The organism is Hyphomonas sp. (assembly GCF_046313975.1).
GTDB lineage: Bacteria > Pseudomonadota > Alphaproteobacteria > Caulobacterales > Hyphomonadaceae > Hyphomonas.
The window spans coordinates 22,896-35,402 of the sequence record NZ_JBKBXB010000034.1 but is presented as its reverse complement, the minus strand read 5'-3'; the positions used below and the strand labels follow the sequence as shown (position 1 = coordinate 35,402).

11 protein-coding genes are annotated in these 12,507 nt (G+C 64.1%); 5 read left to right on the top strand and 6 right to left on the bottom strand.

Annotated features, from left to right (window positions below):
- Nucleotides 1-457: 457 nt before the first annotated feature.
- Both ACK4TE_RS12075 and ACK4TE_RS12070 read right to left on the bottom strand, forming a co-directional pair.
- Nucleotides 458-892 (bottom strand): CBS domain-containing protein, encoded by a 435-nt coding sequence (locus ACK4TE_RS12075; RefSeq protein ID WP_409911772.1) that lies wholly within the window; start codon nucleotides 890-892, stop codon nucleotides 458-460.
- Between the two features lie 108 nt (nucleotides 893-1,000).
- On the bottom strand, nucleotides 1,001-1,705 hold the full coding sequence (locus tag ACK4TE_RS12070) for a rhomboid family intramembrane serine protease (protein WP_409911771.1): 705 nt from the start codon (nucleotides 1,703-1,705) through the stop codon (nucleotides 1,001-1,003).
- Nucleotides 1,706-1,821: 116 nt separating this feature from the next.
- On the opposite strand from ACK4TE_RS12070, the gene ACK4TE_RS12065 reads away from it, so the two are divergent.
- Nucleotides 1,822-2,199 (top strand): DUF4345 family protein, encoded by a 378-nt coding sequence (locus tag ACK4TE_RS12065; protein WP_409911770.1) that lies wholly within the window; start codon nucleotides 1,822-1,824, stop codon nucleotides 2,197-2,199.
- A gap of 58 nt (nucleotides 2,200-2,257) precedes the next feature.
- Here ACK4TE_RS12065 and ACK4TE_RS12060 read toward each other — a convergent pair whose 3' ends face one another.
- Nucleotides 2,258-4,756 (bottom strand): TonB-dependent receptor, encoded by a 2,499-nt coding sequence (locus ACK4TE_RS12060; protein ID WP_409911769.1) that lies wholly within the window; start codon nucleotides 4,754-4,756, stop codon nucleotides 2,258-2,260.
- Nucleotides 4,757-5,163: 407 nt separating this feature from the next.
- Between ACK4TE_RS12060 and ACK4TE_RS12055 the strand changes: the two genes are divergently transcribed.
- Nucleotides 5,164-5,712: a PAS domain-containing protein gene (locus tag ACK4TE_RS12055; protein WP_409911768.1), complete on the top strand. Its 549-nt coding sequence runs from the start codon at nucleotides 5,164-5,166 to the stop codon at nucleotides 5,710-5,712.
- On the opposite strand, the gene ACK4TE_RS12050 is transcribed toward ACK4TE_RS12055, so the two are convergent.
- A complete protein-coding gene (locus ACK4TE_RS12050) occupies nucleotides 5,713-7,362 on the bottom strand; it encodes a choline dehydrogenase (protein ID WP_409911767.1) in 1,650 nt (549 codons plus the stop codon).
- Nucleotides 7,363-7,507: 145 nt separating this feature from the next.
- Here ACK4TE_RS12050 and ACK4TE_RS12045 point away from each other — a divergent pair, with 145 nt between their 5' ends.
- Both ACK4TE_RS12045 and ACK4TE_RS12040 read left to right on the top strand, forming a co-directional pair.
- Complete coding sequence (locus ACK4TE_RS12045; RefSeq protein ID WP_409911766.1) at nucleotides 7,508-8,116, top strand: PilZ domain-containing protein; 609 nt, start codon at nucleotides 7,508-7,510, stop codon at nucleotides 8,114-8,116.
- Between the two features lie 3 nt (nucleotides 8,117-8,119).
- On the top strand, nucleotides 8,120-8,719 hold the full coding sequence (locus ACK4TE_RS12040; RefSeq protein WP_409911765.1) for a hypothetical protein: 600 nt from the start codon (nucleotides 8,120-8,122) through the stop codon (nucleotides 8,717-8,719).
- Between the two features lie 42 nt (nucleotides 8,720-8,761).
- Here ACK4TE_RS12040 and ACK4TE_RS12035 read toward each other — a convergent pair whose 3' ends face one another.
- Nucleotides 8,762-9,292: a gamma carbonic anhydrase family protein gene (locus ACK4TE_RS12035; RefSeq protein ID WP_409911764.1), complete on the bottom strand. Its 531-nt coding sequence runs from the start codon at nucleotides 9,290-9,292 to the stop codon at nucleotides 8,762-8,764.
- A 263-nt stretch (nucleotides 9,293-9,555) separates the two neighbouring features.
- On the opposite strand from ACK4TE_RS12035, the gene ACK4TE_RS12030 reads away from it, so the two are divergent.
- Nucleotides 9,556-10,362: a PhoH family protein gene (locus ACK4TE_RS12030; RefSeq protein WP_409911763.1), complete on the top strand. Its 807-nt coding sequence runs from the start codon at nucleotides 9,556-9,558 to the stop codon at nucleotides 10,360-10,362.
- Nucleotides 10,363-10,443: 81 nt separating this feature from the next.
- Here ACK4TE_RS12030 and ACK4TE_RS12025 read toward each other — a convergent pair whose 3' ends face one another.
- Nucleotides 10,444-12,351, bottom strand: coding sequence for a putative bifunctional diguanylate cyclase/phosphodiesterase (locus ACK4TE_RS12025; protein ID WP_409911762.1), 1,908 nt, complete (start codon nucleotides 12,349-12,351; stop codon nucleotides 10,444-10,446).
- Nucleotides 12,352-12,507 lie beyond the last annotated feature (156 nt).

Genomic DNA, 12,507 nt, shown 5'->3' with positions numbered 1-12,507 from the left:
GCGAGGTCCGCAAGCTATCACGCCGCCTGCGTTTCTCTTCCTATCTCTTACGATGTCAAACAGCTGGAAACCGGAGCTTCCTGAAACCCTCGAGAGCCCGCCGGGCCCGCTCGGAAGTGGCGGCTTATACAGCCGCCCTTTTCCCCGTCAACACCCTTTTTCTCACTCTTCTGCAGTCCGTGGATTAACCAGCGAGCCTGCCGTAATTTGAGCGAACAGAACTCTTCGACCGAAATGCTCGGCCCAAAAATTCAGGCATTCAGAGGAACCGCACATATAGCCGCTGTTCGGGGGAAAGGGCAAGCCCTTTTCTACAAACAGGCGACCAGCTGGGGGTCATCGCGTCGCCCGCCCAAGGGGCCGGTTCAGCGAAGTGCGCGATGTAGCGGCGTGCTCGGCGGCCCGCAACCCCTTAAATGCGGAAATCCACAGCTTCCCGGCTTTTTTCTGCGTCGCGTCAGAACTGAGCGGACAGGTAAGATTTCAGGGAATTCGCTTCGGCCTCGGTTTCGGCGATCTTCCACTTCACCAGGTCACCGATCGAAATAACGCCGGTCAGCCGCTCATTGTGCACCACGGGCAGGTGCCGGATGCGCCGGTCGGTCATCGTCTGCAGAGCTTCGTCAATCGCCGTCGACGGCGCCACCGTCACCACAGCCCGCGTCATCGCGCTGCCCACCGGCATATCCAGCGCCGCCGCGCCCAACCGGGCCACCTGGCGCACGACATCGCGCTCCGACAGCACCCCGATGATTCTCTCTTCCCCATCCAGCGCCACCACCGCGCCGATCTTTTTGTCATCGAGCAGCTGCGCAGCCTCCTTCAGGGTCGTGTCCGCCTTCAGGGTCACGACCGAGTGGCCTTTGTCGTTCAGGATCTGCTCAACAATCATCGCTCAGGGCCTCCCAACCCGGGCAGGCCGCGGATAAGTCTGACCTGCCTGCGGCAGGATAGCACACCCCTGCCCCCGAATCGACTATCCGCTTTGAAAGCCCGCGACTCAGGCCGCCCCGGCCGCCATCCGCCACAGCACCAGCCGCATGAACAGCGCCCCGCCGAGATAGCCCCCAATGTGCGCCTGCCAGGCGATTCCCGCCCCCAGGAGGCTCGGCCCGAGCACCGCCAGCAGGGCGTTGGCCACCACGAACAGCGCCGACGCCACCAGGAACCCCCGGGTCAGCAGCCACTGGTCCGGCCCGCCCCGCAGCAGCAGGAGTGCCGCCAGAAGCCCGCTGATTCCCCCCGACGCACCGACGGCAATCGGCCCGTCCGGATAGTTCATCGCCAGATAGGTCAGGCTCGCGGTCACCTGCGCGGCCAGGAACAGCGCCAGCAGCATCCCCGTCGCCGCGGGCTCCCGTCCGGGCCACACGCGCCGGAACAGCTCCAGCAGCGGCTTGGCCATCGCCACCAGCAGCGCCGAATTCAGTACCACATGCATCCAGTCGCCATGCAGGAACGCGCTCGTCACCGTCGAGGCCGCCGCTGTGAGCACCGAGCCATAGGCCGGCAGCGCCCCGGCCGCCGCCCCGCCGGCATCGGCCCAGAACCGCTCCGGAATCAGGGCGCCGTGGAAATATGCGTAGTTCTGCAGGCCCGATGGCAGCAGCACCCGCACGCCATGCGCCGCAAGCAGCACGACCGCGAACACCGTCACCGGCAGCGGCGCATTGATGATCGGCGGCTTGCCGGGATTGCGGCTCATGGCGTCTCCTCTCGGGCAGGCGCGGCGCCCGGCTTTTCTCCTATATAGTCAGGCGACTGGCAGGCGCACACCCGCTCCGCATTGCCGCCCCGTCAGATCGCGCTAGCTCCTCCGGCATGCTGATCCGGTCCTATCTCACGCTCATGGCCGCCATGTATGCCGCCTTCGGCCTCTGGTCGCTGCTGCAGCCGCTGGCGATGGCCGCCAGCCTCGGGGTCGAGGTCGGCGGGCCCAACGGCGCCTACGAGCTGCGCGGGGTCTATGGCGGCATCAGTCTCGGTGCAGCGTTGTTCTGCGCGGCGGGCGCCGTCCGCGACAGCCTTCTGCGCCCGGCCCTCTGGTTCATCACCGTCTACATGGGCGGCTATCTCTTCGCCCGCGCCGCAGCCCTGTTTCTCGGGCCGCCGCCGGTCGGTTATGGCGCCTTCATCGCGTTCGAAGCCATCAGCTTCCTGCTCGCCGCCGCCAGCCTGCGCGCCCTCGCCCGCCGCTGAAACAAAAGAAGCCCCGCCGGTCAGGGCGGGGCTCCTCAGTTTATCATTCCTGATCAGATCAGAACGACTTGCGCACCGTGATACCGAACGTCCGCGGCTGGTTCGGATAGCCCGAGATCGAGCCGGCCTGCGCCACGGCCGGGAAGGCCACCGTGATGAACTCGTCATCCGTCAGGTTCCGGGCCCAGACCTGCACGGCGAGGCCGTTGGCGGTTTCGAAACCGGCCGAAGCGTTGAACAGGTTCACTTCCTTCTCGATGCCGATCAGCGCCTGGTTGGCCGGATCATCGAAGTAGCCGGTCGGGCTCTCGTACTGCCAGTCAGCCCGCACGAAGGAGTCGAGGCCCGCCACGTTGAAGAAGTAGGTGGCAGAGGTCGAGGTCGTCGTGTCCGGGATGTTGTAGGGCTTGAGGCCCGACAGGTTGCCGCTCGCCGAGTTCGGGAAGCTGTCATAAAGCGCATCCTGGAAGGTACCGGCGAAGGTCAGCAGCAGCGGATCCACCGGCTGCCAGGTGAGGTCGACTTCAACACCCTTGTTCGACTGTTTACCGGCATTGGCGAGCGCGAAGCCCGTGCCCGTGAACACGTTCGACTGGAAGCCTTCGATGTTCTGGTCGAACAGCGAGAGGTTGATCGCGAACCGGTCGAACTGCGCCTTGATGCCGCCTTCGAGAACCGCCGCCTCTTCCGGTCCTGCATAGCGCGTACCGGTGGAGAGGTTGGGCAGGGCGAGGCCGGCATTGCGGATCGGCGAGCCCGGCGGGCTGGTGACGGCAGAGCCTGGAATGAAGTCCGAGGCGAACGGGCGCGAGTCGCGCGACAGGTTCCAGGACGTCGCCTTGAAGCCGGTCGCATACGAGATGTACGCGTTTACATTGTCCGTCACATCATACGCAAAGCGCGTCGTGTAGGTCATGTTGTTGTCGTGCGAGTAGCCGTCTTCCACCGCGTTCGGGAAGCCGAGGAACGGCGGCAGGAACTGCAGCGGGCGCAGCGCCAGGAACGGGTTGAAGGTCGGGTTGTTCGCCACCTGCACCGGCACGCCGACAGCAACGCCGAGCGCCACGAGATCAAGCGCCGAGAAGGCGTCGGTGTTGACAATCCGTCCGTAGGCGGACTTTTCGTCATCGGTATAGTTGGCGCCGAACGTGAAAGTCGCACGGTCGCTGGCATGGAAGTCGAAGGTCGCGAACAGCGACTTCGCGGTGTTGTCCTGGCCGAACTCTTCGGCAAGACCCTGCCCGGCCTGGCCGAACAGGTTGCCGACTGCCGGAGCGCCGCCCAGGATGCCTTCGATCGTGTTCAGCGCGCCGTTCGACAGAACATCCACATAGCCGCGGAAGTCCGTGCCATAGCGGAAGTCGTTCTCGATCTCGACCTTTTCGTCGAAATAGAAGCCGCCCACCATCCAGTCGACCGCGCCCACGCCCGAAGACGCGATGCGGAATTCCTGCGTGAAGGTCTGGATGTCGGTCTTGTTGGCGTTGCGTCCGATCAGGTCGGCGCTGGTGAAGTCGGAGTCCTGGTTCGTATCCAGCTTCGATTCGCGATAGGCCGTGATCGAGGTCAGCTGGACTTCGCCGAGGTCCCAGTCTGCCTGGAAGGACAGGCCGCCATTGTCGATTTTGTTGGTCGAGCCAAAATTGTAATAGACATCATACGAGAACGGATCTTCCGCCGCGAGATTGCCGCCGAGCAGTTGCACGATGGCACCCGTCGGGCCGTTCACGACGTTGCCGGCTGCGCAGCAGACTTCATCGATCTGGTCATAGTCGGCCAGCAGGCGGAAGCTCAGGTTCTCGTTCGGTTCGAACAGAAGGTCGCCGCGCGCGCCCCAGCGGTTGCGCTCGTTCTGGTCCGGGCCAAAGCCCTTGTCTTCGACATAGCCGTCGCGCTTGTTGTAGGTCACGCCAAACGCACCGGCGACGTTCTCGGACAGCGGGCCGGTCACATAGCCGTTCAGGCGATAGCCATTGAAGTTGCTGACCGTGGCGTCAACCACACCGCCAAATTCGTATTGCGGCTTCTTGGTCACCACCGAGACGACACCTGCCGAAGCGTTCTTGCCGAACAGCGTCGATTGCGGTCCGCGCAGCACTTCAACGCGCTGGATGTTCGGAAGGTCCGAAATCTGCGATGCCGAACGCGACCGGTACACGCCGTCGATGAACACGCCGACCGACGGTTCGATACCGGCATTGTTCGCGCCGTTGCCGAAGCCGCGGATGATGAAGTTGGTATTGGCCGAAGACTGAAGCTGGCCAACCGTCAGCGACGGCACGACAGATTGCAGGTCGTTGAGGTCAACGATGGCCGCGCGCGCGATCGTGGAATCGTCCACCACCGAAACGGCAATCGGAACATCCTGCAGCGTCTGCTCACGCTTCGTTGCTGTGATCGTCACGGTCTGCAGCGTGCGGGTGGTTTCTTCCTCGGCGACATCTTCCTGTGCGAGGGCGGGCGCTGCGAATGCCGAAAGCGCGGTGAGGCCGGCGCCAAGGCAAAGCGCAGCGCGAAGGCTGCCGAAGCGGCCTTTGTACAAATTGTTGGAATACACTCTGAGTTTTCCTTCCTGGGAGTTTGCGTGAAACGGTGGGGCGGTGACAGGTATTCCGGCGAATCCCGTCTTCCTTAATTATCTTTCAGGGTAAACGCGCCGCGAATGAGAGCGCAACCCCCGCCCGCAAAGGTTTCGCAGCACAAGAACGTGAAACCATTCCGCCTGTTGCATTCGCGCCATTTGTACCGGCATGAGACGCGCGCAAAGGTCTAAAAAATCAAACTCGCCTGAGACGTGCGCAATCGCACCGCACGCTGACGCCGGATGGGGAGCCAGCACCGCTTCAGAGGCGAGACTTTCCCATCCGCGTTGAGCCAGCAGTCTGGAACAGATATTGCGATTGCCTTCTCCGGAACGGCGCGAGAGCGGCGCCGCAAGATTTACATCCGGAGTAATCCCGTCCCATGACCGACCGGTCGATCCACCCCAACACGCGCGTCCTGCTGGATGCCTGGCGCCGCATGCAGGAAAACCCTCAAGGCCACGCCCTCGAAGGTCCCGATGTGCGCGATCACGCAAGCCTCGTCGAGCGCATCTTCGTCATCGAACGCCGCGAAGACCTCTCCTGGCTCGTGCGCACGTCCGGCCCGGCCCTCAACGCCCTCGTCGGCCGCAACCTCGTCAACCGCAACTGGCTCGACCTCTGGACCGGCCCTGACCGTGCGATGATGGCTGCCTTTCTCGAAGGCATCCGCTTCGACGGCGCCCCGGGCGTCGTGCGCGGCCGCGGCGAGACCCTGAACGGCGACTGCGCCGAACTCGAAATCTCGCTGATGCCGCTCAGCCCCGAGGCCGGCCGTACCCCGCGCCACCGCATGCTCGGCCTCTGCCAGACACTCGGCAGCGAGCAGGCCCTCGCCGGCAAGTCCGTCTTCCGTCACCGCATCTCGATGCTGGTGCCGCCCGACACGCGCCGCCTCGGCCCGTCGCTGCGCCTCGTCGCAAACAACTGATCAGGCGGTCGCCAGCGCCCGCTTAGGCTCCTCGCGTGGCGGCGGCGTGCGACCGAGCATCATGTCGGCGGCTTTCTCCGCCACCATGATCGTCGGGGCATTCGTATTGCCGCCCACCAGTGTCGGCATCACCGACGCGTCGACCACGCGCAGCCCGCTGACCCCGCGCACGCGCAGCTCGCCGTCCACCGGCGCATCCGGCTGCGTGCCCATCGCCACTGTGCCGACCGGGTGATAGATCGTCTCGCCCTTCGCGCGGATGAACGCGTCGATATCCGCATCCGACACCACGCCCGCACCCGGCATGATCTCTTCTCCCGTCAGCGGCTTCAGCGCCGCCTGCCGGCACACCTCGCGCACCATCTTCACCGACTCGCGCATCGCCCTGCGGTCTTCTTCCGTGGCGAGATAATTCGGATCGATTGCCGGATGGTCGAACGGATCAGCCGATTTCAGCAGCACGGTGCCCCGGCTCTCCGGGCGCAGCTGGCAGGCATGCACCGTGTACCCATCTTCCGTAGGCGTATGATTGGCGTGGTTCATCATGATCGCGTTCACCACATGCAGCTGGATGTCCGGCATCTCGAGGCCCGTCCGCGATTTCAGAAATGCCCCCGCCTGCAGGAAATTGTCCGCGCCCGCGCCCTTCTGGGTCGCCAGATATTGAATACCCACGAACAGTTTCTTGATGCCCTTCTGCTGCGAATAGGCCGACAGCGGCTGCGTCATCTTGTTGATCACCGTCACATCCAGGTGATCCTGCAGGTTCTGCCCGACATTCGGCGAGGCTGCCTTCACCTCGATGCCCAGCGCCTTCAGCTGCGCCGGATCGCCGATCCCCGACAGTTGCAGGAGCTGCGGCGACTGTACCGCGCCCGCGCACACGATCACCTCCCGGTCCGCGCGCACCTGCACCGCTTCCTTGCCGCGCCCGTCGACATATTCGGCGCCCACCGCCTTGCCGCCCTCGATCAGCACACGCGTCACCATGCCGGTCGAAATCACCGTCAGGTTCGCCCGCTTGCCCTCGATCGGGCGCAGGTATCCGAACGAAGCGCTCCAGCGCTCGCCCTTGTAGATCGTGCGTTGATACGGCCCGAAGCCTTCCTGCTGCGCGCCATTGAAATCGTCCGTCACCGGATGACCCGCCTGCCGGCCTGCCTCAATGAAGGCCTGGTAGACCGGCCCGCCCATCGGGCTCTCGGTCACGTTCAGCGGCCCGTCGCCGCCATGGAAATCATTCGCACCGTTCTCATAGCTTTCCGCGCGTTTGAAATAGGGCAGCACATCGGCATAGCTCCAGCCCTTCAGGCCCATCTGGCCCCACAGGTCATAATCGCCCGCATGCCCGCGGATATACACCATGCCATTGATCGAAGATGACCCGCCCCAGCCCTTGCCGCGCGGCCAGTAGAGCTTGCGCCCGTCCATGTGCTTCTGGTCTTCGGTCCAGAAGCCCCAGTTATAGTCGCCCGGCGCCTTGATCAGGCTGCCCACGCCCGCCGGCATGCGCACCATCAGCGACGTGTCCTTCTTGCCCGCTTCGATCAGGCACACCTTCACGTCCGGGTCCGCCGACAGGCGGTTGGCCAGCACGCAGCCCGCGCTCCCTGCTCCAATGATCACATAATCGAACGCGACGGCACTCATGGCTCTGCAGCTCCTGCAATGGTTTCCTCGGCCTTAAGCCTAACGGCTCTAACCATAATCGCGCAACCAATTGTCAATCTTCCTCTTTTATCCGGAAACGAGGCGAACCGCGGCCGCCGGCGCGCCTGCCAGCCGGATGACGAAAATGACGCAGCCACAATCACTCCGCCCCGCGCCTTTCCCCGGCGCCAGCCCGCGCCGGGACCGGCGCAGCTACAAGCGCGTTGACCTGCGCCTCACCGGCCGCTTCCTCACCGACGAGCAGGACGATCACGAACTGCTCACCGCCAATGTCTCCTGTGACGGCGCCCTCATCCTGTCCAGCACCCCGCCGGATTCCGGCAAGCAGGTCGTCTGCTATTTCGATGATCTTGGCCGCGTCGTCGGCGATGTCGTGCGCATGGCGCCCGGCGGCTTTGCCGTCCGCTTCCAGACCTCGACCCTGAAACGCGACAAGCTCGCCGACCGGCTCACCTGGCTCGTCAACAAGGACACGCTCGGCCTGCGCGAAGACCGCGTCGCCCCGCGCTTCGCCGCCACCGGCCAGGCCGTCGTCATCCTGCCGAACGGCACAAACCTGCAATGCCGCCTCACCGACATCTCGCTCACCGGCGCAGCCTTCGAGGCGCTCGGTAATCCGCCCTATGTCGGCGACCGGGTGCAGACCAACAACATGCGCGCTGAAGTCGTCCGGGTCGCCGGAAAGAAATTCGCCGTGCGCTACCTGCGCGGCGCTGAAGCAGCGCAGGACTGATCCATGATGCGCCGGCGCCCCCGCATCGACCGGGTCCTGCCAAAGACGCCTGCCCGCGCCGACGCCCCGGACGCGCTGAACCTAGCCGATCTCGATCCCCCGGTCTGGTATGTCATGGGCCAGGGCAAGGCCCACGGCCCCTTCACCCTCGGCCAGCTCCAGTCCCTCGCCGATGCCGGCCGCCTCGGCCCCCTCGCCCGCATCTCCGGCGGCGATGGCGAACCCTTCGTCTCCGCCCTCGACCACCCGGTCCTGCGCCCGCGCATCCAGGCTGCCCTCGAGGCCCGCGCGGCGCGGCGCACCGAAGCCACCAATTTCGTCCTCATCTGCGGTCCCGGCGTCAGCGAAGGCGACCGCCACACCATCGCCCAGGCCCTCGCCCCGCTCGGCCGCTTCACCGAACCGATGCCCGGCACCTTCATCCTGCGCTCTGCCTTCATCCTCGGCGACGTCCGCCGGGCCATCGCCGCCCTCCTGCCGGCCACCGCCCAGCTGATGATCTTCGAATCCCGCGACGCCCGCCTCGGCTGGACGGGCTTGCCTCTCGCCGAAGCCGAATCCCTCCGCACCACCTGGAACGCCCCCCTGGATTCAAAACCGTAAAAAGCTGGAATCGCCTGTAACGGCCGGCAATCCGCGCGCGCTTCAATCCACCCGCTTCATTCCCGCGCGGTGCTTCTGCCAGTTCTCGACATAGTGATGCGCCGACATCCGGATGATCTGCAACTGAACCTCCGAGACTTCCTTCACCACTTTCCCCGGCGCGCCCATCACCAGCGAATTGTCCGGAATCTCCTTGCCTTCCGCGATCAGCGTGTTCGCCCCGATGATACAGTTCCGCCCGATCTTCACCCGGTTCAGGATCGTCGAGCCCATGCCGATCAGCGTGTCGTCGCCAATCTCGCAGCCATGCAGGATCACCCGGTGGCCGACCGTCACATTCTTCCCGATCGTCACCGGCGCGCCAATGTCCGTATGGATCACCGACAGGTCCTGGATATTCGTGTTCTCGCCGATCATGATCGGGTCATTGTCGCCCCGAAGCACGCAGCCATACCAGACCGAGGCATTCTCCCGGAGAATCACATTGCCCATCACCTCGGCGCTGCCGGCGATCCAGTAATTGCCGCTCGCCGGCAGGCTGGGCCTGACTCCATCCAGTTCATACATGGCCATTTTTTGGTCGTCCCTGTTCGTTACTTATTTCGTAAGCGGAATGTCGCTTAACCTTCAGATAATGGTGCTACTCTATAAGGGTCGTAGATTCGGAGAGGCAATGGCCGTTTTGGTGCCTGATTTTCCCTCGCCGCCGGGAGCACACCTCCCGGAAGCCGGCAGCCCGCCACCGGGGTCTGCTCCCGCCTCTTCCACCTTTTCGCCAGGCCGCTGCGCTTTTCCGCCAGCGGCTTTTTTCATGCCCGCAGCCAAGGAGGCCTCCCATGGGTAAACGCAACGCAGCCAAGCGCCTGAAGACCGCAACCGAGGTTCGTCCCTCGGCCTGGTTCGACGAGCCGGCCCGGGGCAAGGGAGCGCATCTGCACGCCATCGAAGGCGGCCGGCGCGGCTGGCATCCGGATGACGGCGACACGATCACCAACACCCAGGCGCCCGAACGCACCCAGCGCTACCAGAAAACCGTCAAGCCCCGCTCGGAAAACCAGGCCCAGCTTATGGAGGCGATGGACACCCGCGCCCTGGTGTGCGCCCTGGGGCCCGCAGGTACGGGCAAGACATATCTCGCCATCTGCAAGGCCGTCGAGGCGCTGCAGAAAGGCAAGGTCTCGAAGATCGTGCTCTCACGCCCGGCGGTGGAAGCCGGCGAGCAGATCGGCTTCCTGCCCGGCGGCATGGAAGACAAGCTCGCGCCTTACCTGCGCCCGCTCTATGACGCACTCTCGGATCGTCTCTCGCCCGGCCAGCTGAAACACATGCTCGCCGAAGGCGTCATCGAGATCGCGCCCATCGGGTTCATGCGCGGGCGTACACTGAACAATGCCTTCATCGTCATCGACGAGGCGCAGAACTGCACCTACACCCAGCTGAAGATGCTCCTTACACGGCTGGGCTGGCATTCCACGATGGTGATCACGGGCGATCCCGGCCAGTCGGACCTGCTGCCGGAATTCTCCGGCCTCGCGAAGGCGGCGGAAAAACTCGAAGCCCTCTCCGGCGCCTCAGTCATCCGCCTCGAAGCCGGCGACGTGGTGCGCCACCCGCTGGTCGCGGAAATGCTGGACGTGCTCTAGCCAGAAGGAAACGGGGGCTCGCGGCCCGGGCCCCCGTTCATCCGCTCAGGGACGGTTTCGGGTCTCCGACCGGGAGAATCCTCAGGCAACTTCCGAAGCCATATGCCCCACGAGTTCGTGGGCAACGATATTACGCAGCGGACCCGGACGGCCGAAATGATAACCCTGCAACTGCTTGCAGCCTGTCGCCTTCAGCGCCGCCGCAAGGCTTGCCGTCTCGACACCCTCGACCACGACGCTGACATCCAGCCCCCGCGCCATCTGGATCAGGCCTGAAATCAGGAAGCCCGCCTTGGGGTCATGGTCCAGCCTTTTCGTCAGCGAGCAGTCGATCTTCACACAGCTGAATCCGAAGGACTGAAGGTAGGCAATGCTGGTAAAGCCCGTGCCGAAATCGTCGAGCGCGAAACTCACGCCGAGGCCGCGCAGCGTATCAATGGCCTGCGAGGCGCGCTCCGGATAATCGATCAGGTGGCGCTCGGTGATCTCCAGCTGCAGCCGCTCCGGCGGGAAACCGGTCAGCGCCAGGATCTCCTGGACATGCCGGCAGAAATCCGGATTGTTGAACTGGGTCGGGGCGACGTTGACACTGAGCTTCAGGCCGCGGATGTAACCGGTCTCTCGGCACGCGCGTTCCAGCACATACATCCCGAGCGCCTGGATCGTGCCGCTGCCTTCCGCGATGCCGATGAATTCATCCGGGGTCAGAGGACCTCCCGGCCGGCCCGGCCAGCGCACCAGCGCCTCGACACAGACCACCGCTTCCGTCCGTGCATCCACGATCGGCTGGTAGACAACGTCAAACTCGCTGCGCCCGAGACCGGTCGCGATCTCCTGCTCGATCTGGTGGCGCCACTTCTTGCCTTCGTCCAGCGCCTTGTCGAACAGCTGGATGCCATGCTTGCCGTTCGCCTTGACCGCGTACATCGCCGTGTCCGCCTGGCGCAGCAGCTCGAACGGCGCAGTTTGCCCGTCCAGATCAATCGCGATGCCGATGCTCGCGCCGATCTGGAACTGCCGGTCGAGAATGGTGATGGGCTGGGTCAGGCAGGCAAGTGCAGACGCCGCAAACTGCTGCGCTGCGGCGGCGGCATTCCCGGCTTCGATGAGCAGGGCAAACTCGTCGCCGCCCATACGCGCCAGCATTGAATGCTCCCCGCGCAGCGAGCAGAGCGTGCGGCCAACCTCCGTGATCAGATGATCTCCGAACTGGTGGCCGTGAAAATCGTTGATCACCTTGAACCCGTCGAGATCGATGAACACCATTGCCAGCTGTCCGGGTTCACGGTCCGTCCGGCTGGCAATCGCCTCGAGGCGGGACAGCAGCGCGCGCCGGTTCGGCAGGCCGCTCAGAGGATCGGTGAAAGCGATCTGCCGGTTCTCGTCGCTCAGCTTCTGGGTTTCAAGTTGCCGCTGGCGCAGAATGTGCCGTGAGCGGATGAGTTTTGCGAAGGTCGCATTGTATTTGTAGAGAATGAACACCATCCCGCCCGCGACCATCGTCAGCATCAATGCCTCGGGCAGCCTGCGTGCATTGTCGACCACCGAAAAGTGGATCAGGAACGGTATCGTGGAGAATGTGGCAACGGAAAGCGCTGCCGGGCGAAGCGGAAACAGGCAGAATACGGCGCTGATCTGCGTCAGTGCCAGGAAGAAGGTCAGGTGCGTTTTTGTCTGCTGGTCGCCATGCGGGTAAAGCAGGAATGTCCAGACCGTAAAGGCCGAGGTGAGCACAATCGCCAGGATACCTGTGGTGCGGATATGGCGCAGGATTTCAGCGTCCGAAAATGTCGTCTGGCTGTTCCGGGTCCACCAGAATCCGCGCGCGCACCCGACAGCGCACAGGACCACCGGGAATATCAGGTTGAGCCACGGGCTGGCCTCATTTCGGTAAGTGAAGGCCACCGCGACCGCGTTCCAGCAGACGATGAAATACATCAGCGGAACCTGATGCACGAACTCCCGGAACTGGGCCCGGCACAGGTCCATGTCTCCGGTCTGAAGCCGGTACTGGTTCCAAAGTAAGGTCAATGCGCGCTTCAGTGACGGCACAGCTGAGGACTCTTTTTTGCCAACCCTAACCCGCCGAGACTAGCCGAAACCCGGAAAGGTATGGTGTGGCGGATCGGTGAAGTTTCATCGTTC

Bases quoted from the DNA above. Each gene is read 5' to 3' on its own strand.
- ACK4TE_RS12025 (WP_409911762.1), bottom strand. From the start codon at position 12,351: ATGGACCTGTGCCGGGCCCAGTTCCGGGAGTTCGTGCATCAGGTTCCG.
- ACK4TE_RS12075 (WP_409911772.1), bottom strand. From the start codon at position 892: ATGATTGTTGAGCAGATCCTGAACGACAAAGGCCACTCGGTCGTGACC.
- ACK4TE_RS12040 (WP_409911765.1), top strand. From the start codon at position 8,120: ATGATGCGCCGGCGCCCCCGCATCGACCGGGTCCTGCCAAAGACGCCT.
- ACK4TE_RS12035 (WP_409911764.1), bottom strand. From the start codon at position 9,292: ATGGCCATGTATGAACTGGATGGAGTCAGGCCCAGCCTGCCGGCGAGC.
- ACK4TE_RS12065 (WP_409911770.1), top strand. From the start codon at position 1,822: ATGCTGATCCGGTCCTATCTCACGCTCATGGCCGCCATGTATGCCGCC.
- ACK4TE_RS12070 (WP_409911771.1), bottom strand. From the start codon at position 1,705: ATGAGCCGCAATCCCGGCAAGCCGCCGATCATCAATGCGCCGCTGCCG.
- ACK4TE_RS12030 (WP_409911763.1), top strand. From the start codon at position 9,556: ATGGGTAAACGCAACGCAGCCAAGCGCCTGAAGACCGCAACCGAGGTT.
- ACK4TE_RS12050 (WP_409911767.1), bottom strand. From the start codon at position 7,362: ATGAGTGCCGTCGCGTTCGATTATGTGATCATTGGAGCAGGGAGCGCG.
- ACK4TE_RS12055 (WP_409911768.1), top strand. From the start codon at position 5,164: ATGACCGACCGGTCGATCCACCCCAACACGCGCGTCCTGCTGGATGCC.
- ACK4TE_RS12045 (WP_409911766.1), top strand. From the start codon at position 7,508: ATGACGCAGCCACAATCACTCCGCCCCGCGCCTTTCCCCGGCGCCAGC.